Here is a 24,487-nt window from a genome sequence, read left to right on the forward strand (position 1 = left end):
ACATCGAGCTTCTCTCTATCCGTTTCTCCACATTTAGCTTCTCTCTTTTTACCCACCGGTCCCTTAGCCGCAGCTGGACTTGCAGGAGGCGCAGGCCGAGGTGCCAAAGCAGCCTGACGACCAGGCGGCCAGCTGCTGTCCGCCGTCCTGGTCGGCGCCTACATCCTTTACCGCCTTCTCCAAACACCAGCGCAGCGCCGCAAAACGCTCCTCCTCCGTAGACTCCGCCGTCACCTTACCCTCCAGCTCCACCGCCTCCAGATAAAACCGGAACCGGAGCATCACCGGAATCCGTTTGCCCTCCAGGGACCCGGCCGTATACGGGATGCTGCAGTAATCCAAAAACTCTTCCACTTCCACCACATTATCGGGCAGCTTGATGTATTCCGGCATACGTATGCCTCCTCTCCGCACATGCGGGGCATAATGGAGTATCTTCCAGCTTGATCCGGATGGAACTCAAATCCAATGTATTGATGCGCACCATCTCCCCGGCGGCGGGCCGGCCAATGCCGGTGATCCACTTCACCGCCTCCAGCGCCGCCATAGTGCCCGCCATGCCCGAGGTAGCCCCCAACACCGGGAAAGCCAGAGGCTCCCAGCCCTGATCCGGGACGGGATACAGGCATTCCAGGCAGGGGGTTTCTCCCGGCACAATCACGGACAGCGAAATCTCGAAGGCGTACATAGCCGCCTCCACCATCGGCACCCCCACCTTCCGGCAGGCATCGTTTAGCGCATACCGCTCCGGGAAATCATAACGTGCGTCAATCACGATATCCGCAGCGGCGGCCCATTCCACAGCCCGGTCCACCGTAATCCGCTCCGGGTAGGCCTCAATTTCCACGCGGGGGTTAATCCGTTTGATGCTTTCCACTGCGCAGGGAATCCGGGGTTCGCCGATCCGTGAGGCATCCATGAGGATTTGCCGGTTTAAATCCGGGGGTTTGATGATCCCTTCATGGACCAAAATCAGCTTGCCCACTCCCGCCGCAGCCAGATACAGGGCGGCCGTACCGCCCAAACCTCCGACACCCGCCACGAACACAGTCGATTTCTCCAGTAGCTTTTGCCCTTCCTCACCCACAAGCTTGAGCTGCCTGGCGAAGGGGCTCATATCCTCCTGAAACGTCCCACTCTCTTTATCCATTCCGTATCCTCCCCGTTAATCCGTCACAATTGCGCGATGTCCGGGTATTTCTCCAGCCATTCCAAACCTGCTGCAATAAACCGTTCGCCTTCCTCCACTGCCTTGTCCATGGATGTAAAGCCGAACTGCCCCTGCCGCCAGCCATGCACTGACAGCACCAGCCTGCCGCTGTATACCACCGCTCTGCCCAAACCCTCGTCATCCATCTCCACAATACTGCCAATGCGGGCGCCGGTCCGGATCTCCAGAGCCATGGCCACCGCCTGGAAAAAGATCGCCGCCTGCCGCCGGATGGGAGCCGAATCGGTGCCGCACAGAGTATTCGCCCCTTTGAAGGCATCGGAGTCCAGCAGGAAATATTTCCTCAGCCGTTCTTCCTTGGGCTTCTGCGCCCACAACCCGAATTTATCGTAGGAATCCAGTATGCTCAGCACACAATTGACAAACGGATATACCCTGCCGCTGGTTGGTCCGGCTTGTGTTGCGGTGTGTTCCGGCATTTACACTCCCTCCTCCGCCTTGCGCATGGCCTTCACCAGCCACAATGGGGGTTTGTTAGCCAGCATGGCTACAAGCCGCTCCAATTGGCCCACGATTTCCGTACCTTCCTCCACCTTCAGCGGCATCACACCGGAGCGGGTAACCTTGGCCGCCGCCGCAGGACCGATCTGGCAGACAAACAACAGAGTGCAGTCCTTAATCAGATCCACCCGCCGCTCATTCTTTTCCGACTCCATCTGGATATTCTGCTCCGAAACCTCCCGGGGCTCCAGCCACCTGTAGCTCTGGCTATCCACCTCGAATACCGAGAACACCCTGCACCGTCCAAAATGGGAGTCCACCCGTTTTCCATCCTCTGTCGCAAACGCTACCTTCACGCATGAATCCTCCTCTCACCCGACAACAATACATTCCCCAGCCCGTTCACCCACTGGGTAGCGCCTTTATAGCCCACACTCACATTCATGGAAGCCCCGAACCGGTCGAAGATGGGGAAGCCGCACGGGTAAAAGGGAATACCCAAACGCCCCGCTCCCTGCTCGCCGTGAGAGCAGCTGACCCAAACATCCGCATGGCAGCGCTTCGCCAGCTCCTCCAGATCCCCCAGATCGCCGATCACCACTTCCTCCTCCATCCGGTCGAACAGCGGGGAGATAACGGGGGCCACCAGTCCTCCGGGAACGGCGCCCATTTCCTTCAGCCATCCGGTCATGCTGTACAAATGGTCCGGCTCCAGCGCCATGGCCACCTGTTTGCCGCCATAGACAAAATGCGCATCCAGCATACTGTCCAACAGAAACTCCCGCTCCCACTTGTAACGAACCTGCACATCCTGCCGGCTGAGGGAGGCTAGATAGGCAAACAGCTGATCCGTGGGCTGCAGGCCCATGAGGGTGGGGAACACCTTGTAGGGAATCCCCGCACCTGTCTCCAGCAGCTTCGCCGCCGAAATCATACTCTCCCCGGCCACAATCGTGGCCTCTGCCGTCATCAGATGCCGCGCGTAATCCAGCGGCAGCCCGCCCCGGGACAGCGGAGTGTGCCCGGTGAGAAGATGCCCCGACAGGGAGGTGGAGATATCCGGAAGAGCAATCACCTCCAGGCCGAAGGAGGAGATTATCTCCTTTAACTCCATCACATCCGCCGGTGTGTAATGGGAGCCCACCAGCAGATTGACCCGGCCCTTGGTTTTTTTGCGGGGACGTTCATCCTTCACCATCTCCAGAATCCCGTTGATAATGGCCTCCGTGGTTTTGGCATAACCCGATTCCAGCGATCCCGTAAAATCCGGAATGGACGCCGCCACCAGCAGGGTGTCCTTCACCCCCCGCTCCTTGCGGTATTGGCGCAGCTCCCCCTCCACATCCTCTCCCGCAACCTCCGTAAGCGCCGTACTCAGCACAGCCACAAGGGATGGGCGGTGTTTTTCGATCACCGTATCCAAACCCTCTCTCAAGCTTTTGCCCCCGCCGAAAATGACGTTGAATTCCTGGAGCGCGGTGGTTTGGGAGGCAACCGGCTCGCGGAAATGCCGGGTCATCATGGCTTTAATGAAGGCGGAGCACCCTTGGGCCCCGTGGATCAAGGGCATGGACCGGTAAAACCCCTGCAGGGCCAGCACACCGCCCATCGGCTGCCCGGTTTTGAACGGATTGATGGAGACCGGCTTTGCGCTACATTTCCATCCCATAGGTTTCTCCCCCTTGCCATGGAGCCGGACGGTTGACCAGCTTCCACACCGGATTTTCCAAAGCAGCCGTCAGATCCTTCGCCAGTCTGCGCAAGCCCACGTAACCCGTATACGCCACATGACGCTCCTGATTGATGTCCAGAAAAGGAATCTGTTCCTTCAAGGATACGTACATGTTCCGCCCGCCGGCGACGATGATATCCGCCTTGCGGTCGCGGACAACCTTCAGAATCCGGGCGGCCCCGCCCTCGGGAATCAGCTCCGCCTCATTGCCCACCCGTTCCTTGATCCGGGAAATATCCTCATCCGAGCTTTTGTTGGTGCCGACGCCAACCACCTTCATGCCCAGCTCCTGCAGGGCGCTGATCACCGACCAGCTTTTGACGCCGCCTGTATAGAGTACCACCCGCTTTCCGCGGAGGACCTTCTTATAGGGCGCCAGCTCCCGGGCCAGCTCATCCTCTTCCTGGCGGATCAGCCTGCCGATCCGGTCATCCAGCTCCTTGTTCTGCAATTCATAGGCAATCTGCTGCAGCGAAAAGCTGGTTTCCCTGGCTCCGTAGAAGGAGGCTTCTACATACGGAACGCCATAGGTTTCCTTCATATTCCGGGCCAGGGAAATCAGCGCCCGGCTGCAAACCACCACGTCCAGCTTAGCCCTGTGGGCGTACCGGATATCCTGGAAGCGCCCGTCTCCGGTAATCCGCGACAATACGCGGATGCCCGCTTTACCGAGCAGCGCCTCGATATCCCACTGCTCACCGGCAATGTTGTATTCCCCGATCAGATTGATATCGAGCGGCGTCAAGGTGCTTTCATCCGGCTCGGCGGTGCCGATTACATGCTTGAACAGTGCATTGCCGGCCAGACGGTTGCCGTAATTTTTGTTCCCCGCAAAACCCGGGCTGTGCACAGGCACCACAGGAACTCCCCATTGATCAGAGGCTGCAGAGCATACCGCATCCAAATCCTCGCCGGTCAAAGCCGTCACGCAGGTGGAGTACACAAACACGGCAGGGGGAGAAAACCGCTCTACAATCATATCAATGGCCTGTCGCAGCTTTTTTTCACCGCCCATGATGATGTCCTGCTCCGTCAAATCCGTATTAAAGCCGTACCGGTAAAGGGTCGGACCGGAGGAGAGGCTGCCTCTTGCCTCCCAGCTGTTGCCCGCGCAGCCCGCAGGGCCGTGGATCAGATGCGCGGCATCCGCGATAGGCAGGAGGGTAATCTGGGCGCCGTCGAAGGAACAGCCCCCCGCCGAGTCCCCCGGCTTAGGCTTTGGACAGCCTTTTTTCGCCGGTGTGCTGTGCTCGCAATCCGGCTCGGGAATCCACCCTGATTTTCCAATTGTGCCCACGATAATCCCCTCCTTGTTTTCTGTCTATTATACAGCGAATAAACCCGCGCCAATGTTGCAATTGTTTGTCAATTTGGCATCAGCCGCCACCCGTGGCGGGTTGGCGGCTGGACCTCTTTTTTGGTTATGGAATTCCCTTATATACCTTTATCTTACAAAGTCGAAGCTGTGGGGCTCGGCTTGGTCATCCAGCTGCTGCAGCAGAGTGTTGACCACGGTGGTCAGCACATGCAGGGCGCCTTGGTACCCCAGGATCGGGAAGCGGTGCAGATGGTGGCGGTCGAAGATCGGGAAGCCGATACGGACCAGCGGAATGCCTGCTGCCTTGCAGTTTTGCTTCAGGTGAGTGCTGCCGATGGCGAAGTCAACCGGGTCCGTGAAGAGCAGGGACCGCAAATGCCACAGGTCATGGCCCACATAGACCTTAGCGTCAATGCCATGCGGGGAAGCCTTCAGAAGTCCGTAAGCTTCTTCTTCGAATTCTTTGTCCCCGTTAGAACAAAGGATATGCACCGGCTCCAGCCCAACCTCCAGACAGAAGGAGATGAGACCAAGAAGAATATCGGGATCGCCTACCAGCGCCACACGTTTGTTATGCAGGTACGGATGGGAGTCGGTCAGGGCATCCACCACTTGGGCACGTTCCTTGATCAGCTCCTGCGGCACCGGCTTGCCGGTAATCCGGGAGATTTCCTTCAGGAGCTTGTCGGTAGCGGTAATGCCGATGGGCGAATAAACCGCGGAGGTCGGCTGCTTCCAGGACTCCTCAATATATTCACGGGTTTTCTTCGTGGAATACTTTTGCAGGGCCAGGGTAGCCTGGGCGCCGGGAGCCAGAGGCACATCCGCCAGCTTGGTGCCGCCGTAGTAATACTTGTAGCTGCCGTCCGCCGGAGAGTTCAAGCTTTCGCTGTGGTCGCCCAGGAAAGTATATTCCACACCGAACAACTCCAAAATCCGCTTGATTTCCCCAAAATTCGCTGTATAGGTATCAAAACCCGAAATGAGGTTGAGCTTCTCGGTTTTGGGAGCATCTGCCGGACGGAGATCGCCATGACGTTCTGTCAAATAGCTGATGATTCCCTTGATCATATGATCGTAGCCCCAGGTATGGGAGCCAACGAAGCTGGGCGTATTGCAATATGCAACCGGGAAATCCTCGGAAATGACACCCTCCTTGCGGGCGTTGCCGATAAAGGCGTTCAGGTCATCACCGATTACCTCGGCCATACAGGTGGTATGAATGGCTACCATCTTGGGCTTGTAGAGGGTGGTGGCGTTCTGCAAACCCTCGATCAGGTTCTTCATGCCGCCGAATACGGCGCCGTCTTCCGTCATGGAGGAGGATACGGCAGGTACAGGCTCCTTGAAGTGACGGGCCAGATGGCTGCGGAAGTAGGCGATGCAGCCTTGGGAGCCATGGGAGAAGGGCAGTGTGCCTTCAAAGCCGAGGGCGCCCAGCACCGCACCCAAAGGCTGGCAGGCCTTGGCAGGGTTGATTACCGTTTCTTTCCGGGAGAAGTTGATCTCCTGATATTCAGGAGTCTTCAGATATTCCTCAATTTCCTTGGCTTGCTCGCGGGAGCAGGCTGCTTCGAACACTCTTTTCTTCTCGGCGGATTCCACATAAGGAGCCGTTTCGAAGAGTGTATTATGGTCTTTGTATTCGATCTCGTCTTTTGCCATCGTTATCCCCTCCGTTTCCTAAAATGGTGATTTCACAAGATTCCAGGCCGGGCTGTTGATAGCCATATCCATGTCGCGGGCGAAGATCTTGAAGCCGTCGAAGCCATGGTACGGTCCGCTGTAATCCCATGAGTGCATTTGACGGAAAGGGATACCCATCTTGTGGTACACATACTTTTCCTTTACGCCGGCGCCGACCAGGTCAGTACCCAGCTTTTCGGCCAAGGCTTCCATCTCGTATGCGGTGGGATCATCATAAATGATGGTGCCTTCCTGAACATCCTTGACCATCCGTTGGTAGTCGTCCTTGTGACCGAACTCGTAGCCGGTGCTGATCACATCCATCCCCAGATCCTCGTAAGCTCCGATGGTATGGCCAGCACGAAGGCCGCCGACCATCAGCATCACCTTTTTGCCTTCCAGCTTGGGACGGTATTTCTCAATCACCTTGTCGGCTTCAGCCTGGTACTTGGCAATGACACGTTCGGCATTTTCCTTGATGGTATCGTCGAAATGTGCAGCAATGGCCCGCAGGCTTTCAGCGATTTTGGTAGGACCGAAGAAGTTATATTCCATCCAGGGAATACCGTAGCGCTCCTCCATGGTGGTACAGATATAGTTCATGGAGCGGTAGCAGTGCAGCACGTTCAGCTTGGCCTTATGGGAGATGGACAGCTCGTTCATGGTGCCGTCTCCGGCCCATTGCCCGATTACGCGGAGGCCGATTTCCTCCAGCAGAATCCGGGAGGCCCAGGTATCGCCGCCGATGTTGTATTCCCCGATCATATTGATATCGTAAGGAGTGGTATCTTCGAATTCGCCCTTGCCCAGCAGGTGGTCGCGTACTGCATCATTGGCAATATGGTGACCGAGGGATTGGCTGACGCCCCGGAAGCCTTCGCAGCGTACCGGGATAACCGGCATGGAGAGCTCCTTGGCCATTTTCTTGCCAACAGCCTCGATATCGTCCCCGATCAGACCGACAGGACATTCGGATTGAACGGAGATACCTTTTGCCAAAGGGAAAACCTTGGTAATTTCACGGCAGATGGTTTCCAGTTTCTTGTCGCCGCCGAATACGATATCCCGTTCCTGGAAATCACTGGTTACCTGCAGGACACCAAATACGTCCACACCTTGGGTGCCGTTGGCATAGTTCCGGCGGGTACCCCAGCTGTATTGGCCGCAGCCTACCGGGCCGTGGCTGATATGGACCATATCCTTGATTGGGCCCCATACCACACCTTTGGAGCCGGCATAGGAGCAGCCGCGGGCTGTCATGACGCCGGGGCGGGATTTGGTGTTGGATTTCAGCGCGCACTTGCCGGTTTCAATGGTCGGCGCTTCTGCAACCTCATAATGTTTGGCGCGGTCCTTGGCAGTTTTTTCCGGAAATGCTTCAAGCACTTCCTGCACAATTCTTTTGCGCGTCTCCACGGTCAATTTGTCCATAGCTGTACTCATCAGTACGCCTCCCCTCTCGTATGCGGGAGCTCCCGGGGCGGTCTGTTCTCCACCTGGCGCCGCCTCGGGCTCCCATCGCTATTTATTGGCCTGCAGCTTCCTTCTCAGCCAGCTTCTTCAGGGCGGTCTCTTCGTCCTCTACTACACCAAAGTCGATCAAAAGCTGTTCCAGCTCATCCATTTCAATCGGGGTAGGAATAGTCATCATATCGTTGTACAGGATTTTCTCGGCCAGCAGCTTGTATTGGGCAGTTTGGCTATGGTTCGGGTTGTATTGGGTAACGGTCATTCTCCTCAGCTCCGCATGCTGTACCACATTGTCACGGGGCACGAAGTGGATCATTTGTGTATTCAAACGGCGGGCAAGCTCCATGATGAGCTCATCCTCGCGGTCCGTTTGACGGCTGTTACAAATCAAACCGCCCAGACGAACGCTGCCGGTGGTTGCATATTTCAGGATACCGCGGGCGATGTTGTTGGCAGCGTACATGGCCATCATTTCGCCGGAGCAGACGATGTAGATCTCTTGCGCCTTGTTCTCCCGGATGGGCATTGCGAAACCGCCGCATACAACGTCGCCCAATACGTCATAGGATACGAAGTCCATATCCTCATAAGCGCCTTGCTCCTCCAGGAAGTTGATGGAGGTGATAATACCGCGGCCCGCACAGCCAACACCAGGCTCCGGACCGCCAGATTCCACACACAGGATGTCGCCGAAGCCGGGAGCCACTACGTCTTCCAGCTCCAGATCTTCAACTGTGCCGCGTTCTGCAGCCAGATGAAGCACGGTTTGCTGTGCTTTGGTATTCAGGATGAGACGTGTGGAGTCAGCCTTGGGGTCACAGCCGACGATCATAATTTTTTGGCCGAAGGTGGTAGCCAGTTGGGCCAGTGTATTTTGGGAGGTGGTGGACTTGCCGATACCGCCCTTACCGTAGAATGCGATTTGTCTCAGTTTCTTTGCCATAATGTTCATCCTCCATTTTTTGAATATTCTGATTTTTATAAATAAAATAAGGCCTGATTCAACTTATGTCTTATGATACTGTGGTTGCACCGCCGCAGCTTCCGGCGAAATATTGGTGGAATTTCACACTTTCCAATAGCAGCTCATCGATCTCGCCTTTCCGGACCACAGTGACAATCCCCTTGTCCTTCAGCTTCTTGCTTGGCGATTCCCCGATACCCGAGCAGAGGAGAATTTCGCAATCAGCCAGCATGGTGGCCGTATCGTCGAGAATGGTCCGTTTCCCGTCGGGATTGCTGCAGTCTGCCGTGCCGTTGCAATAAGCCTGCACCTTGCGGACACCCAGGAGCTTGATGCTTTTGCCTGCCACCTCGTAGATCAGGAACTCCTTGGCGTGGCCGAAATGGACATTGACCTTGCCTCCGCCTCTGGTAGCCACCGCCACCCTCACGGATGGAGAGCCGGGTTTGTGGACCACCGCCGATTTAGCAGAACGTCTTTCCTCCAGCAGCTGATCCAATTCCTTCAACTTATCTTCACGCTGTTCCATGGTGTACACCCGCTTCACAGAGGTGTTGCACTTGCCCTTATCCGCTACGCTTGTATCCTCCCCGAGAAGGCCAACCGCGTCCGCTCTGCATTGCCTGCAATGCCGCATGATGGGAAGCACCTCAGCACATTTCTCCTGCACCTCCAGCACCCTAAGCGGGGAGGGCTCCTTCCTGCCGTCTTTCTCATAGGGACTGCCCGGTGATATAATAAGGGGCATAATATTGTGGGTAAAGGCTCCCAGCTCCTTGACCTTCTCCGCAACTGCCGGGAGATGGTCATCATTGACGCCGGGGATGAGTACGGAGTTGATCTTGCAGGCAACTCCCCGTTCCGCCATAGCCTTGATGCCTTCCAGCTGGCGCCCGATCAGCAGCTTCGCTGCGTCCAGGCCGCGGTAAATCTTCCCTTTGTCGGCCACCCAATCATAGATGTGCTGGCCTACCTCCGGGTCAACGGCATTGACAGTGACCGTCACGTGGTTGATGCCTGCCGCCGCAATCTCATCGGCGAATTCCGCAAGCCGCAGGCCATTGGTGCTGAGGCATAGGCTGAGTCCGGGAATCCGGCCGTTCAGCAATCCGAAGGTTGTGAATGTGGCATCGGGATTGGCCAGGGGATCCCCCGGTCCGGCGATGCCGACGACCGTCAGCTGAGGCAGCGTCTGCAATGTTTCCTCCACGCTTGTGAAAGCTTGTTCAGGGCTTAGCACCTTGCTGACTACACCAGGACGACTTTCGCTGACACAATCGTATTTGCGGTTGCAGTACTTGCAACGGATGTTGCAGGCCGGCGCTACCGCTACGTGCATCCGGGCGAAATAATGATGTGCGTCTTCGTCATAACAGGGATGACGAAAACCGATCGGTTCCATTCAACCACCTCCTTGTTAATGTTAGATTTTCTAACATATGTGCTCTTGCTTGATTACTCACATCTTACTCCGGCTCATCCAAAGGGTCAACGATTTTCCGGCACTAATAGGTAGTTGTAAAAATTCAGACATAATCTATGTTAGATTAAATTACATGAATATGCCATGAAGCGTTTTCTTAAATTCCGATTATTCGGATTCAGCTCCATTATCCTTGTGATAACAGCTCTCAATCCAGTGAAAACGCTTCAAAAAACGAACATTCTCTTGAGGTTGTGAAAAATGGTACGAATCAAACACGGCAAATAACGGTCTATTCCAGAAAGCCTTTTCATAATTATTGGAACGTTTACGGTCTGAGACGGAGGATGCCAAGCCACATTAAATAAGCCTCAGGTAATTCATGTTATATAATATGACATTATGCATTTCCCCCCACTTCAGCCGGAAGCGGACCAAACCCATAATAAAGGAAGGGTGTTTTCCGCTATTGTCCCTTTTTTCCACCCTGCAACCTCCTTAACGGGCCATTAAGGGAAGGATGACTTCCCTTATCCGTACAATTTTGCCTGCTACATGCGGATAGCGGAACAAAGGCTTCCGCTATTCTGAAGTTACAAAAGCCGCAGGCTAGATGTGTGAGGTCAGCCTGGTTATTCTAATATAAGGGATGTGAGAATATGGAGAGACTAGGCCGGGATTTTTTCCGGAGACATACGGTTGAGGTGGCTCAAAGTCTGATCGGCTGTATTCTGGCGCGGAGATTTGAGGATGGCATTGCGGCGGCGGTCATTACCGAAACGGAGGCTTACCGCGGAGCGGATGATCCTGCCAGCCACGCCCACAGAGGCGTAACCCCCCGCAACCGGATCATGTTCGGAGAAGCGGGTATGCTGTATGTGTATTTCAGCTACGGCATGCACCACTGCATGAATGTGGTGACTGAGGAGGACGGGCAGCCTGGAGCTGTGCTGCTCCGTGCGGCCATGCCGGTGCAGGGGCTGGAGCACTTCCGTGCCAACCGCCCCAAAGCGCCGGAGAAACAATGGATGAACGGCCCCGGCAAGCTTACGGCGGCCTTCGGTGTGGATCTGAGTTTCAACGGCCTGGACCTGGCCAACGGCGGACAGGAGGATCTGATGATCCTATCCGGAGCCCCCCTGCCGTGGACCGCCAGCCCCCGCATCGGCATCAGTAAAGGAGTGGAGCTGCCTTGGAGGTTCCTGGCAGCTCCCGGTGCAGCAGCAGGCATAGCCGGTTCCCTTTCATTTCAGTGAATCGCCTGCTCGAAGCGTTCGATCATCTGATTGGTGCCGATAAGCACCATCACGTCCTTCTCGTATACCCGGTCCTCGGCGGACGGCGACACAATCACCTCACCGGGTTTGTTGATAGCCACAATGGTGCAGCCGAATTTCTCCCGGGAGTTCAGCTCACGGAGGGTCTTGCCGGAAATCCGGGACGGAACGGCCAGCTCGGCGATGGTGTAGTGGTTGGACAGCTCGATATAGTCCAGCAGGCTTGGTGAAGCCAGGAGATGCGCCACCCGCACTCCCATGTCCCGCTCGGGAAAAATGACCCGCTCCACGCCGATTTTCTCCAGCACCCGCCCGTGCAGATCGGACATGGCCTTGGCCACCACCTTTTTGACTCCCTGCTCCTTGCACAGAATGGCTGCCAGAATGCTGGCCTGGATATCTTCGCTGATGGCAATGACCACACAATCGAAGTTGCGGATCCCGAGAGACCGGTACACATCCTCATCGTTCCAGTCGGCCTGCACCGAATGAGTCAAGACTCCGCTCATATCATCCACATTGGCTTCCCGCTTGTCGATGCCGAGCACCTCGTACCCCAGACTCATTAGCTCCTTGGCGAGACTGGAGCCGAAGCGGCCCAGGCCGATGACGGCATATTGCATTTTCTTCATAACATACTCCTTGTCCGGTTATCCTGCAGTTGGAAACTGCCGGCTTGCTGTGATATGGTTAGAATTGCCTTACTTGCCCGACACACCCTAGGGTTTGCCCCTGTCCGGCACCTGTCCAACGCTGGCCTATCTCCGTCCAATCGCTGGCTAATCACTGGCTAATCGCTGGCCACACTGGCCAAAATCGTTGGCTAACCGCCGGTCATCCGCTAACGGAACTCAGACACCCTTAGAAGCGCAAACTCGATGGTTTAAAAATGTAACGGAACTAAACGACCGTTAGGAGCGTATTTTACCGCCAAGGAAGCCTTAAGAGCACTTTAAGCGCTTCTGTGTTCCCTTAGAATCCGATCGAGCTCATTTTAACCCCCTAAGGGTCGCTAAGTTCCGTTAAACCGCGGGCACCCTCTCCGGTCACCACCTGTGAGGTGAATATTGGGTGCAAATTTCAGATGAGAGGAACGCTGCCGTGATCCCTATCCATTGGAATAAAAAGCTGATAATGCTTGCTGTTCTCGGAATTATTCTTTATTTCGGCTCCAATATTACGCTTTCCCTGGTGAAAGGCAATACCACGGAGGGCGGACTGGAAACCCCGGCGGTCAAACCCGCGCAAGCAGGAGAAGCCGCACTCCAATATGCCTCAAGCAAGCTTGGCCTCACGGCGGAAGCCCCGGAGGCGGCGCTTCTATCGGATAAACGCGCCAGCGGCTTCATTGCTAAGTATAACCTGCGGAAAGCCTATGAGGACAATCTGTCCGCTTACATGCACCTGGATTATTGGCTGGTATCCGCCGATTTGCCCAACGGGGAAAAAATCCGGGTGAAGGTAGGCCTGGATAAACCTGAGGTGCTGGGCTGGGAGCTGCTTACCGACCAGCCGAACCGCACTCCCGGCAGCGGATTGGCTATCGCATCGGAGGCGCTTCGTGCGGCCGGTCATAACCCGGAGGAATTTGCCTATCAGGGCAGTTCAACCATTTCAGCCCAGGAACCTGCCAGCTTCACCTTCATCTCCCACAACTTGGGAGTTTCGGATGCCGCCTTTGCCGTAACCGTGAAGGTCAGCGGCGACCGGGCGGTGGCGGTAACTCCGGAGCTGCGGATGCCCCAGTCCTATCTGGACTGGATGGACCAGCAGGAGCGCATTGTCCGCTTGACCTCTGTCGGCTTCCTGATATTTACCGCCGTTATGGGCATTGCCGCATTAGTATTGGCCATTGTCAACCGGAAGCGGGTGTCCTGGTCACGGGGATTGCTTCTCACCGGAATCTTCCTGGCCCTGTTCCTGATCCAGAACTTCAATGTCACCCAAGCCATGCTGATGGCGGAAACCACCGCGCTGACCATGGAGGCTCTTGCAGCCATTATCATGAACGTCATTATTATGGGGCTGGCCCTGCTGCTGGCGTTGGCAGTCTGGTTCAGCCTGCTGTCCGGCGAGCAGCAGCTCCGGCGCCTCGATCTCAAGCTGTGGCCGCGCTGGCGGGATCCGGAATTCGGTCGGGAAATGTTCTACGGCATGGGCCGGGGCTACCTGATTTGCCTGTTTATTCTGGGCATCCAGCAGGCAGCCTTCCTGATCGCGGGCCTGGCCTTTGATTCCTTCACCATCAATGATCCCTCCCAATCCACCTGGAATATGAAGTGGGCCATACTGTTCCCGGCATCCGCCTGGGTAGCCGCCATTATGGAGGAAGCCATCTATCGGGTATTCGGCATCGCTGTCTTAAAACGTCTCTTCCGGTTTACCTTCCCCGCCGTGCTGGTGTCCAGCTTCATCTGGGGACTGGGCCACACCGGATACTCCATCTTCCCCAGCTACACCCGGCTGATGGAGGTTACCGTGCTGGGGCTCATATTCGGCTACGTGTTCCTGCGTTACGGCTTTTTCACCGCCGTCTTCGCCCATGCCATCATGGACAGCCTGCTCATGTCCATCTATCTGATGGTGGAGCAGCCCACGCTGTCCCATATCCTGGCCGGCATCTTCTACATCATTCTGCCGGCGCTGATTGGCTTCATCATTCGTTATCTTCATCCTCGCTTTGGAGGTCCGAGGCGGCGTCCTCCGGAAGCGACAGAGCCTCCTTATGGAGTCCCGCAAGGATAGTGCGCGCCAGCTTCTCCCCGATTCCCAGGGGCCGGAAATCCTCGATTCCGGCCTCTTTGATTTTTTTGAGGGAGCCAAAATGCTTCAGCATCGCCTTCCGCCGTTTCTCGCCTACCCCCGGAATGGCGTCCAGCTGGGAGGCGATCATGGACTTGGCCCGGGTTTCCCGGTGGAAGGTGATGGCGAAGCGGTGAACCTCATCTTGAATACGCTGGAGCAGATAGAATTCCTGGCTGTCCCGCGGCAGGGGAATAATCTCCGGCGGGTCACCGGCCATCAGCTGCGCCGTTTTGTGCTTGTTGTCCTTGACCAGTCCGCAAACGGGAATGTACAAGCCCAATTCATTCTCCAGCACATCCACCGCGGCGGAAATCTGCCCTCTGCCCCCGTCCACCACTACCAAATCGGGAGGCGTCAGATTCTCCTTCAGCACCCGCTCGTAGCGGCGGCGGATCACCTCACGCATGGTTTCGTAATCGTCCGGCCCTTGGACGGTGCGCACCTTGTACTTGCGGTACTCCTTGCGGTCCGGCTTGCCATCGGTAAACACCACCATGGCGGAGACGGGATCGGAGCCCTGGATATTGGAGTTGTCGAAGGCCTCGATCCGCCGTACGGTACTCGAGCCCAGCCAGCTTCCCAGATTCTCCACAGCGCGGACAGTCCGCTCCTCCTCGCGTTCGATGAGCTTGAACTTCTCCTCCAGAGACACGCGGGCATTGTCACAGGCCATGTCCACCATCTTGCGCTTGGGGCCTCTCCGGGGCACATATACCTTCACCTTAAGCCAGCTTTCCAGCGACTGCTTCACATCCAGTTGCTCTTCGTTGGCGGCTTCGGCTGACTCCGGCGTACCGCCGGCACCCGCCTTTTCCGCCGGCTCCACTTCTGCCGGCGTGTCCGCTTGCGGAGTCAAGACCGCCGCATCGTCCGCGGCAACCGCGCCAGCCTCCTCCGGCTCCTCCGGGGCCGGCAGGAAAATCTCCCGGGGCAGGGCCGGATTTTCGCTGTAAAACTGAGCCACGAAGGTCAGGAAATCCTCGTACGCCTCCCCATAGTAGGGGAATGCCGTTGCCCTGCGTTCGATCATCTTGCCTTGGCGCATGTAGAGAATCTGCACACACATCCAGCCCTTGTCCGTCCAGTAACCGAACACATCCCGGTCGGTCAGGTCCATGGTGGTGATGGTCTGCTTTTGCATCACGGCATCGATATTAGCGATATGATCCCGGAGCTCCTTGGCCCGCTCGAAATTCAGCTCCTCCGCCGCCTCCAGCATCTTCTTCTCCAGCTCGTCGCGGATGGCTTCATGCCCGCCGTTCAGAAAACGGGCGATCTCCCCGGTCATTCGTTCGTATTCCCCATCCGCCACCGGGTACTCACAGGGTGCGATACATTGGCCCAAGTGGTAATACAGGCATACCTTGTCGGGAAGCACCTTGCATTTGCGCAGGGGGTAGAGCCGGTCCAGCAGTTTTTTGGTCTCCTGGGCGGCATACGCATTGGGATACGGGCCGAAATATTTGGCCTTGTCCTTCAGCACCTTGCGGGTAACCTCCAGCCGCGGGTGGGCCTCATGGGTGATTTTGATATAAGGAAAGGTTTTGTCGTCCTTCAAAAGTACGTTATAACGCGGATGATACTGCTTGATCAGATTGCATTCCAGAATTAAGGCTTCCATGTTGCTTTTGGTGACTATATATTCGAAATCGGCAATTTCGCCTACCAGCTTCTGGGTCTTAATATTATGGCTGCCGGTAAAATAGGACCGGACCCGGTTCTTCAGGACCTTGGCCTTGCCTACATAAATAATGGCACCTTCGCTGTTCTTCATCAGATAGCAGCCGGGTTTGTCCGGCAAAAGCGCCAGCTTGTTGCGGATATGCATGTTTTCCATAATGGCTTTCTTCTCCCGGTTGTGAATGTTTGAATCCACTTTCAAGTATATCATTTTGCAGGGGGATTCGAACAGACATTCGAGGCGGGATACCCTGGCAAAAGCAAAAAACGCCATCCCCCTGGAGGGATAGCGTTCTGCATCTAAGACCGGCGCCTTCCGTTAAGCCGGCATCTTGAACCAGATGACCGCCTTCTGAAGCTCATCCGCCAATAAGGACAAGGATTGGGCCGTTGCCGCCATTTCCTGGCTGGCCGCCGCCCCTTCCTCCGTAGCAGCAGAGATATTCTCCACCGCATTCAGCACATTGGCGCTTTGCGCCGCCTGCTCTTCACTGGCTGCCGCAATCTCGGAAATTTTTGCGCCGGCATCATTGACCATTTTGGAGATATGATGGAAGGAATTGCCCGACTGCTTGGAGAAATTGCCGCTTTCCTGCACCGTCGCCACACTTTGGCGGGTATTGTCCTGCATGATCCGGATAATGCCGGTGATCTGCTTGGTGGCGTCACGGCTGCGCTCCGCAAGCTTCCGGACCTCGTCGGCGACTACCGCAAAGCCGCGTCCCTGATCCCCGGCCCGGGCTGCTTCAATAGCCGCGTTCAAGGCCAGCAGATTGGTCTGGTCGGCAATATCCTCAATCACATCGAGAATCTCCCCGATTTTGTGGGAATCGTCCTCAAGCTTGGCCATCTGTGTGCTGACCGCCTCCATGGAAGTCATGGACGACTGGATCACGTCCCTGCCCTCCATGGCCAGACGGATGGATTCCTCCGCCAGCTCGGAGGTTTGCTCCGTATTGGCCGCTACGGAATGGATAGCTGCCGACAGCTCCTTAAACAGCTCGCTGATGGTTTGGGCCGCCTCCGCCTGATTGGCGCTGCCCCCGGCGATTTCCTCGCTGCTGGCCGAGATTTGCTGGGCGGAAGCCGCCACATTCTGCGCATTGGCGAGAATGGAGCCTACTATGCCCCGCAGATTCAGCACCATGCTGTCCACAGCTTGGGCCAGCTGTCCGATTTCGTCCTTGGTTTTGATATCGGAGGTACGGCTCAGATCTCCTCCGGCCACATCACCGACAATCACCATCACCTTTTTCAGTGGGTTGGAGATTGCCCGGGAAATCACCCAGCCCAGCAATCCGCTGAGAAGCACCGCCCCGATAATCACCCCTACCGTTAAATTACGGGAGCGGGTATACAAATCCTTCCCATCATTCCTCGCATGCAGCGCCTCATCGTTGTTGATTTTCAAAAGCTTGTCCAACGAATCGGTGAGCTTGGTGCGCGTAATATTAATTTCGCCCCCATTCAACATTTCAAGCAAACGCTCGAGATTATTGTTAATGCCGTGTTGGGATGCCTCCTCATAGGATTTTCTGTAGTCCGCCAATGCCTTCTCCAGATTCGGCAGCTCAGCAGTGGATGCTTGTGAGAGCTCCGTTTGCTTGAAGGTGGCAAGCTGTTTTCCCGCCTCTTCCAGGAGCTTAAGTCCTCCGTCCGAAACGGCTGCCCGTTCCTTTTGCTCCACCATATAAACCTTCCGCAGCTCATGGCGCGCTTCTTGAACGGCTGCGTCGATTTCCTCCAGGGATTGGACCGCCACCAGCTGGTTTTTGTACATATCATCCAGACTATCATTGATTTTGCTTAAGTTCATCAATCCGAATAACCCGACTACCGCCACAATAACCGCCAATACGGCGAAGGATGAAATCAGCTTTGTCCCTGTCTTCATGTTGGCAAACCACATCATGTTCTCCACTCCTTGTTGTATCTCGCAAATGGGTTTTTTACGTCTCTAGCAGGATTTCATCCAGGTTTATGATGCCGACTAATTCACCGGCGGCAATGCCGATGCCGGAAATGCAAGCCATACTCCCGTTTCCGTACTGGGAGGAGGCTTCGTGAATGTTGGAGAATACCACCACCTTATCTACTTTGTCTACAATAATCCCCATTGGGTTACCACGGTAATGAACCACCATAATGCGGGAGGCTTTGGTAGGCTCCGCCTCTTCCATAAGAAACAGGCTTCTCAAGCTGATTACCGGAATGATGCTCCCGCGTAAATTGATGACTCCTTTCATATATGTCGGTGAATTGGGGATGAAAGTAATGGGCTGCATACGAATAATTTCATGAATGCCGGAAATCCGGATGGAGTAATTCTCCCCCAAGATACTGAACTGCACATACTGTTCCATTAGAGCCGCCTGCATAAGAATCCCTCTCTACACAAAGTAGTCTGTTTGCTCCCGCCGCTCCTGGGGATAGATATCGCGAACGCGGTTAAGGATACAGCTGAACTTGATGACAATCGCGGTGTCAAATTGAGTTTCCACATGCTCCTGAAGCTCCTGGAGCGCTTCCTCGAAGCTTTTGAGATCATTGTAGGGCCGGTGGGAAACCATGCTGTCAAAGGCATCCGCCACGGCACAAATCCGGGCATTCAGCGGGATTTCCTCCCCTTTTAAACCGGCGGGGTATCCCGTCCCGTCCCAACGCTCATGATGATGGCGGATGATACTGAGAATCTCCTCGGATAAAGGAAGAAGGCTCGAAACCAGTTCTGTTCCGATAATGGGATGGAGCTTCATAATGCGCCACTGATCTTCTGTCAGGCGTTTGTCGCTATCGAGAATATCATTGGGAATCATCAGTTTGCCGATATCATGGAGAAGACAGCCGAGCAGCAGCTTTTCCTGCTCCTCCTGGCTGAATTTAAGGATATGGGCCAACGCCTGACTGATTCTGCCTACCCTCACGGAATGATGATACGTCTCTACATGCTTCCTTTTCAAAATGGCTAAAATGTTGGCCAGCCCGTCGTCATGGTATTTCAGCCGACTCTTCTTCCTGAAATCCAGTATTTTCCCGTTCATTGCCGCCTCCTACGCCGTTAGAAGTATTTATTATCCAGAAAAAGCGTTTGTAGGGAAATAAATTACTTCAAATTATCCAAGTTATTCCAATTTTTTATAGGACAATCGAACGATGTCGTGCAATAATAGTTATACGACATCCACGAAAAGGAGTGTAAAAAAATACCATAATGTTAGACATGAGGCGAGATTCCCGGATTATAGAAATGGTCAAAATGACAAGCCCTGAAGGGGAACTGGATGATGAACAGATTATTGATCTCTATCTAGCCGTACATGGCCATTCCCCGCAAACGGCCCGCAACTACCGGAGAGCCTTTTTACTGTTCCGCGGATTTGTTACGAATAAGCAGCTGGCCCAGGTAAATTGGAAGGATATTGAGGCTTTTAAAATGGGCTTGGCCAAAGGATATTGCAGCTATTCGGGGCAACCGCTTGCCCCTGCCAGCATCTCTGCACTGATTGCACCGCTGAAATCCTTGTATAAATGGGGGAGTGATCCCAACATCGGACTTTTTCCGCAGAACCCGGCTACCGCTGTAAAAATTCCCAGTGTTCCCGTGACCAGCACCAAGCGCTATCTGACCCAAGAAGAGGTGCTTATCCTGCTGAAACACTTGAAAAAGGGCAAGGAACGGAACTATTTGATTGTTTTAGCCTTGGTAATGCTGGGTTTGCGGGTATCCGAGCTCGTGTCGGTCCGATGGGGAAATTTCCAGCCGGACCCGTTGAATACATCCGTTTGGTTGACGGTGGAGAAGGGAAAAGGGGGAAAGCAGCGCGGGGTGAAGGTGCCGGGACGCTTATGGTCAATGCTGGATAAATACAAAAAAAACCTGCAGGAAAAAGGAATGGCCGCGGATGCGGACTACGTATTCCCGATTTCCCCCAGGCAGGTAGAACGGATCATTCAGGCTGCTGCCAACCAGTGCTTTCCATCCAAAAAGCCGACGCCCCACTGGCTGAGGCACACCAATGCGACTCTTGCATTATTGAGCGGAGCAACCCTTCAGCAGGTGCAAAGCACGTTAGGACATTCCCATATCAATACGACACAGCGGTACCTCCATACCGTCGAGCAAATTGAAAAAGCAGCCCCGGACTATGTCGAAGACTGTCTAATGGTTCATGAGGAATAAGTCAAAACTTTAGAAAAAAGGCTGCAATTTGATTTTTTGTATTGATATATCCTCTGTAAAAACCTATAATTAACCAATATGTAGCAATAAAATTACAAAAATCTCTATCGATTTGTGTCGGATGTCGTATAACTATTATTGCACGACCTATCATTTTTCACCCGTCGATACACAAAAAAGAAAGGCAAATTAGTGTCCTTTCGAGCAAAAGAACCGCTGTCCGGAGAGGATCAGCGGCTCTTTTTTATGAAAGAAAATGGTTACGCATGTCGATTGAGCACATTTTTGAGTGCATCCTTCGATTGGAATCCCACAATTTTATCCACGGGCTGGCCGTCCTTGAACACAATCAGAGTGGGAATGCTCATCACGCCAAAGCGGGATGCCGATTCTTGATTCTCATCCACGTTCACTTTCGCGATCTTCACATTCAACTCCTGGTCCAGCTCCTCCAGTACCGGCGCGATCATCTTGCAAGGGCCGCACCATGGTGCCCAGAAATCTACCAGGACTGTACCCGCGCCTTCAACCTCCGCCTTAAAGGATTGGTCCGACACGTTGACAATTGCCATGGATATCCTCCTTCTGTATCGTTCATCATGAATTATGGCGCCTGCTGGACGCCAACACGTACATGTAAAGTATACCACATTCCTGCCAGAATAGCCCGCAGAATAGACATCCGGTCAGCCCAAATGCTCTCCACTGCCTCATTATGCACACATAACCTCCTGCAAAATAAAGGAAGGTGAACTTCCGCTATCTGCTGCCTCTTCCGCAAAAATCCCGTTTAGCGGAAGCGGATTTTCCGCTATTTGTAGCTTTTGCGGCTGAAATGCCCGTAAATCCGCCAATAGCGGAGGTTTGCATTCCGTTATAGCCCATTTGTGACCGGCGCGGCTGAAATAGCGGAAGCAAACTTCCGTTAACCCCCTGCCAGCAAGCTGTGAAGGTTGATAGCGGAAGGCCTTTTCCGCAATTCCACCGCGGATGCCTCTGACCGGCAGCCTTCTGTCCGGATAGCGGAAATTCCTTTCCGCTATCGATTAAGCAGCGGCTCCCCCGCGGAGATTAGCGGAAATCTGTTTCCGTTAAGCGCCGGATTTTTCGCAATATGCGGTTTAAGCAGCGAAGACAAAGCACTTCAACGGTTTCGCCTTTACAATCCGGGGTAATAATGCGTATACTATTCCCAACAAATTGTAATCATTATAATCTGGTTACAAAAATTCTATTATATTAACGGTGTCTGCACCGGAACAGGAGGTACCGCCAGCTATGTATGATCCCCGGGAACACATTCATGAAGACCCTCGCAACCAGTCTGACTCTACTCTTGGGTTTGCCATTTTCTTCGGCTTCAGCTTCCTGCTTGCGGCCGCCGCTACCGTCGCTTCCGTGCTGTAGCACCTCAACGAACAGAAAAACCCGGCCACCTGGCCGGGTTTTCTTTGGCTATTCATTGGCATCACGGGAGTTTCTTGCATCACGGGAGTCACTTGAATCACGCACGGGAATCGGAACGAACGGCGACGGTCACTCCCCCTCCAGCTTCCGTTTATTGGTCCCATGCACCTCGATAATGTCCACGTAATGACGGATGCGGTCCATAATCCGCTGCCCCTTAAACTCCTCTTCCCCGTCCTTGCTGGTGAAGCTGAAGTGCTTTTCCAGCCCGCCGAACTCGTAATTGGAGGTAAAAAAGGTCGGTTTGCGGTTCATCCGGTAATTCAGGATCGTCCCCAGCACATGATCCCGGAGCCAGGGGTTCATATTCTCTGCGCCAATATCGTCAAATACCAGCAGATCCGTCTCCTTCATCAGCTCAATGGTATCCTTCAGCTTGTGGGGCTCCCCGAACATAGCCTTAAGATCCTCGGAGAAATCCGGCATATACACAATTACGCCGCTTAAACCTTGTTTGGCCAGCTCATAAAGCATATAGCACATCAAAAAGGTTTTCCCAGTGCCGAGTGGTCCCTGCAGATACAGTCCTCTTGTGGGCAGCCCGGTCTCCTTGGCACGGTCGATGTAATCCACCAGATAACCTACGGCCTCGGCGCGTTCGCTGTCCGCCCGCACAATCTCCTTCAGATCATAACCCCGGGTCAGCGTGCCCTGGTCTACATAAAAGCTGGTGATCCGGCGCTTCACCGCCTCCTCCGCTTCCCACACGGTATAGCGGGGACAAGGGACCTTCTGGTCGTAAATCTGCTGGCGCCCGTGAATTTCGTCCACCATGAGCCGTGTGGCATGGCCCTCCAGCTCGTTGGGGCACTTGTCCAGCCCCGGACACTCCCGGCAGGTCCGGTATTCCTTGACATACTGGTACATCTTATTGAGGTTTAAGTTGATATCCTCATCTGTAAGCTCGGGGTATTTGGCCCGCCACTTTTGCACAAGCGGGTCCTGCAGAACCGCACGGTACCGCTCCTCCGCCTGCTTGCGCAGGGCCGCGAACGGCAGAGTGCGGAGGACCTCCGACATGGATTCCATTCACGTCACCTCCTAAGGGCCTTGCCGATAGGCAAAGCCAACTTCGTAAGCATTAGCTAAGGCTTTTGCCGTCAGGCAAAGCCAACTTCGTAAGCATTAGCTAAGGCTTTTGCCGTCAGGCAAAGCCAACTTCGTAAGCATCCACTATGGGCTACGCCCTTCCTTCTTCCCATCTGCTGGCCTTCTTGATGATGGCCTCCATCTCTTCATCCGACAGCTGCTTGCGGCCGCCGGCTTTGTCCAGGGCCACCGGGATTACCGGCTTCTGCTTGCCCCCGCCTCTTGCCCCGCGGGACCCGCCTGACGAAGCTGACTTCCCCGTGGCGCCTGCAGCCGCCGCCACTCCTTCGTCCTTGCGCCTGGCGCCGGCCTTGGCCTTATAACGCGCCTTCTCGCGGATATACTCCACCGCATCCTCGTAGGTGCCTACCTGCTTGCCCAACAGGTCTGAGGCAATGGCCTCAATGGAGTTTTTGACCCAGGAACGGCGGTCCGTATGAAGGAAATGGATAAGAACATTGATGACCTCGCCGTTGAGGCCGTAATTCAGGTCGATTTTCTCGAAAACGTCCAGCACCCCGTCCGGCACTGTACCGTGAGGGAAAAACCGCTTCAGCACCAGCGTATAGGGTTCGTTCCGAAGCAGCATGTTGTACTGGTGGACATCGCATTGGCCCTGGAACAGCGCCGGCACCTCCAGATAATACTCCATCTGGACGCCTTTTTCCTGAAGCTCCTCATCCTGCCCGTCCTCGGCAGACTGCGCTGCCACCAGCCGGTGCACCTTGCGCCCGGCGAATTCATCCCGCCGCTTGGCCTGCCGGTACAGCAGATTAGCCCGGTATTGCAGCTCCTCAAACAGCAAATTACCTTCCTCGTCAAAAATCCCGTCCTCATCCAGCAGCCTGCAGGTTTCCTGAAGCTCCAGATTGTACTTGCTCTTCGCTATGTTAATGGCTGCCAGATGTCCTTCCCGGAACTGCAGCGCCTCCACAAAAGGCCGGTTGCGCGAGCCCTTGGGAAAACGGCGGATAATATCCGTATAGGTAAAACCTTTGGTTTCGGTGTCCAACCCACCCGATTTGTCCCGGCCGGCAGCCGTCTCATACAGCGCCTCCTCCAGATCCGGGTCCATCACCTTGGTGTTCAAGCGGAATAAATCATAGAACGGAACAGACAGCTGCTCCGCCGCGGCTCCATTCAGCTCGGCAGGCTCATCAGCCAGCAGCTCGTCACGCAGCTGCAGCAGCATCATCTTCCCTACCTTATCCCGGAGCAGCATAGCCAAATGCTGGTTCCGGAAAAATTCCGCCGGGGACAGCGGCTCAAACAGCCGGTATTCGTAGACGCATTCCTCCGATTCCGGGTACAGGCGGCGGCTGGTGGACAATAGCCCCACCGCTTCCAGTCTGGAGGTCAAATCCATAAACTGCCGGCGGCCCTTTTCCCCGGGCTCCAGCTCCATCTGCAAAAACAGCCTGCGCTGGGCTTCCAGGGGTGAATACCCCGCCTTATCCACGGGAAGCTGTTGGTGCAGCGTGTGGTACAAGGCAATGGCTCCCGGGCCGATCATGGGCTGATAGATGGAGGACAGCATCCTCAAGCCGAGACTTCCCACTGCGAAGCTCCGGCTGACGGTGAACCGGTGATGTTCCGTAAAATGCAATAAATTGGTTACTTTCATCCGGTTATTCTCCCACCCGTTTCAATAGAGATCACCCTCCATTCTACCACAAGAATCGACACCGCAGATAGGAGTTTTCGAGAAACGCCAAAAAGCCTCC

General features: G+C 54.9%; 22 protein-coding genes. 4 read left to right on the forward strand and 18 right to left on the reverse strand.

The window, feature by feature from the left end:
* Positions 1-63: 63 nt before the first annotated feature.
* The 10 genes from ACI1P1_RS05115 to nifB form a co-directional block, all read right to left on the reverse strand.
* Positions 64-393: a nitrogenase-stabilizing/protective protein NifW gene (locus ACI1P1_RS05115; RefSeq protein ID WP_416215299.1), complete on the reverse strand. Its 330-nt coding sequence runs from the start codon at positions 391-393 to the stop codon at positions 64-66.
* On the reverse strand, positions 365-1,150 hold the full coding sequence (locus tag ACI1P1_RS05120; protein WP_416215300.1) for a HesA/MoeB/ThiF family protein: 786 nt from the start codon (positions 1,148-1,150) through the stop codon (positions 365-367). The genes ACI1P1_RS05115 and ACI1P1_RS05120 overlap by 29 nt, the downstream gene beginning before the upstream one ends.
* 23 nt (positions 1,151-1,173) lie before the next feature.
* Positions 1,174-1,650, reverse strand: a complete 477-nt coding sequence (locus tag ACI1P1_RS05125; protein ID WP_416215301.1) for a DUF269 domain-containing protein — start codon at positions 1,648-1,650, stop codon at positions 1,174-1,176.
* Positions 1,651-2,028 carry a NifB/NifX family molybdenum-iron cluster-binding protein gene (locus tag ACI1P1_RS05130; protein ID WP_416215302.1) on the reverse strand — a complete coding sequence of 126 codons (378 nt, stop codon included), beginning with the start codon at positions 2,026-2,028 and terminating at the stop codon, positions 1,651-1,653. It abuts the gene before it with no gap.
* A complete protein-coding gene (gene nifN / locus ACI1P1_RS05135; RefSeq protein WP_416215303.1) occupies positions 2,025-3,341 on the reverse strand; it encodes a nitrogenase iron-molybdenum cofactor biosynthesis protein NifN in 1,317 nt (438 codons plus the stop codon). Before nifN ends, ACI1P1_RS05130 begins: the two co-directional genes overlap by 4 nt.
* Positions 3,325-4,701 carry a nitrogenase iron-molybdenum cofactor biosynthesis protein NifE gene (gene nifE, locus ACI1P1_RS05140; RefSeq protein WP_416215304.1) on the reverse strand — a complete coding sequence of 459 codons (1,377 nt, stop codon included), beginning with the start codon at positions 4,699-4,701 and terminating at the stop codon, positions 3,325-3,327. The genes nifN and nifE overlap by 17 nt, the downstream gene beginning before the upstream one ends.
* 147 nt (positions 4,702-4,848) lie before the next feature.
* Positions 4,849-6,387 (reverse strand): nitrogenase molybdenum-iron protein subunit beta, encoded by a 1,539-nt coding sequence (nifK, locus tag ACI1P1_RS05145; protein ID WP_416215305.1) that lies wholly within the window; start codon positions 6,385-6,387, stop codon positions 4,849-4,851.
* A gap of 18 nt (positions 6,388-6,405) precedes the next feature.
* Positions 6,406-7,851, reverse strand: a complete 1,446-nt coding sequence (gene nifD, locus ACI1P1_RS05150; protein WP_416215306.1) for a nitrogenase molybdenum-iron protein alpha chain — start codon at positions 7,849-7,851, stop codon at positions 6,406-6,408.
* Between the two features lie 82 nt (positions 7,852-7,933).
* Positions 7,934-8,821, reverse strand: coding sequence for a nitrogenase iron protein (gene nifH, locus ACI1P1_RS05155; protein WP_416215307.1), 888 nt, complete (start codon positions 8,819-8,821; stop codon positions 7,934-7,936).
* Between the two features lie 70 nt (positions 8,822-8,891).
* Entirely contained in the window at positions 8,892-10,244 is a 1,353-nt protein-coding gene (nifB, locus tag ACI1P1_RS05160; protein ID WP_416215308.1) for a nitrogenase cofactor biosynthesis protein NifB, read from the reverse strand.
* A 680-nt stretch (positions 10,245-10,924) separates the two neighbouring features.
* On the opposite strand from nifB, the gene ACI1P1_RS05165 reads away from it, so the two are divergent.
* Positions 10,925-11,521: a DNA-3-methyladenine glycosylase gene (locus ACI1P1_RS05165; protein WP_416215309.1), complete on the forward strand. Its 597-nt coding sequence runs from the start codon at positions 10,925-10,927 to the stop codon at positions 11,519-11,521.
* On the opposite strand, the gene ACI1P1_RS05170 is transcribed toward ACI1P1_RS05165, so the two are convergent.
* On the reverse strand, positions 11,515-12,174 hold the full coding sequence (locus tag ACI1P1_RS05170; protein WP_416215310.1) for a potassium channel family protein: 660 nt from the start codon (positions 12,172-12,174) through the stop codon (positions 11,515-11,517). The two genes, ACI1P1_RS05165 and ACI1P1_RS05170, sit on opposite strands and share 7 nt — an antisense overlap.
* A 439-nt stretch (positions 12,175-12,613) precedes the next feature.
* Between ACI1P1_RS05170 and ACI1P1_RS05175 the strand changes: the two genes are divergently transcribed.
* The gene (locus ACI1P1_RS05175) at positions 12,614-14,287 is read left to right on the forward strand and encodes a CPBP family intramembrane glutamic endopeptidase (RefSeq protein WP_416215311.1); all 1,674 of its coding nucleotides are present in this window, start codon (positions 12,614-12,616) and stop codon (positions 14,285-14,287) included.
* Here the strand turns inward: ACI1P1_RS05175 and uvrC are convergent.
* From uvrC to ACI1P1_RS05195, 4 genes are all read right to left on the reverse strand, one after another.
* Entirely contained in the window at positions 14,199-16,184 is a 1,986-nt protein-coding gene (gene uvrC / locus ACI1P1_RS05180) for an excinuclease ABC subunit UvrC (RefSeq protein ID WP_416215312.1), read from the reverse strand. The genes ACI1P1_RS05175 and uvrC overlap by 89 nt on opposite strands.
* Positions 16,185-16,346: 162 nt before the next feature.
* Positions 16,347-17,939, reverse strand: coding sequence for a methyl-accepting chemotaxis protein (locus ACI1P1_RS05185; RefSeq protein ID WP_416215313.1), 1,593 nt, complete (start codon positions 17,937-17,939; stop codon positions 16,347-16,349).
* Positions 17,940-17,976: 37 nt separating this feature from the next.
* Positions 17,977-18,390 carry a chemotaxis protein CheW gene (locus ACI1P1_RS05190; protein ID WP_416215314.1) on the reverse strand — a complete coding sequence of 138 codons (414 nt, stop codon included), beginning with the start codon at positions 18,388-18,390 and terminating at the stop codon, positions 17,977-17,979.
* A gap of 27 nt (positions 18,391-18,417) precedes the next feature.
* Positions 18,418-19,068: an HD-GYP domain-containing protein gene (locus ACI1P1_RS05195; RefSeq protein ID WP_416215315.1), complete on the reverse strand. Its 651-nt coding sequence runs from the start codon at positions 19,066-19,068 to the stop codon at positions 18,418-18,420.
* Between the two features lie 206 nt (positions 19,069-19,274).
* On the opposite strand from ACI1P1_RS05195, the gene ACI1P1_RS05200 reads away from it, so the two are divergent.
* The gene (locus tag ACI1P1_RS05200; RefSeq protein ID WP_416215316.1) at positions 19,275-20,207 is read left to right on the forward strand and encodes a tyrosine-type recombinase/integrase; all 933 of its coding nucleotides are present in this window, start codon (positions 19,275-19,277) and stop codon (positions 20,205-20,207) included.
* Between the two features lie 260 nt (positions 20,208-20,467).
* Here ACI1P1_RS05200 and trxA read toward each other — a convergent pair whose 3' ends face one another.
* Positions 20,468-20,812 (reverse strand): thioredoxin, encoded by a 345-nt coding sequence (gene trxA, locus ACI1P1_RS05205; RefSeq protein ID WP_258525678.1) that lies wholly within the window; start codon positions 20,810-20,812, stop codon positions 20,468-20,470.
* Positions 20,813-21,485: 673 nt separating this feature from the next.
* Between trxA and ACI1P1_RS05210 the strand changes: the two genes are divergently transcribed.
* Positions 21,486-21,614 (forward strand): YqzM family protein, encoded by a 129-nt coding sequence (locus ACI1P1_RS05210; protein WP_416215317.1) that lies wholly within the window; start codon positions 21,486-21,488, stop codon positions 21,612-21,614.
* Between the two features lie 129 nt (positions 21,615-21,743).
* Here ACI1P1_RS05210 and dnaI read toward each other — a convergent pair whose 3' ends face one another.
* Together dnaI and ACI1P1_RS05220 are read right to left on the reverse strand one after the other, a co-directional pair.
* Positions 21,744-22,703 (reverse strand): primosomal protein DnaI, encoded by a 960-nt coding sequence (gene dnaI / locus ACI1P1_RS05215; RefSeq protein ID WP_416215318.1) that lies wholly within the window; start codon positions 22,701-22,703, stop codon positions 21,744-21,746.
* A gap of 151 nt (positions 22,704-22,854) precedes the next feature.
* On the reverse strand, positions 22,855-24,387 hold the full coding sequence (locus ACI1P1_RS05220) for a replication initiation and membrane attachment family protein (RefSeq protein WP_416215319.1): 1,533 nt from the start codon (positions 24,385-24,387) through the stop codon (positions 22,855-22,857).
* Between the last annotated feature and the right edge of the window lie 100 nt (positions 24,388-24,487).

This window comes from Paenibacillus mesotrionivorans (genome assembly GCF_046098205.1).
In the GTDB taxonomy this organism is placed as follows: Bacteria; Bacillota; Bacilli; order Paenibacillales; family NBRC-103111; genus Paenibacillus_AR; species Paenibacillus_AR mesotrionivorans.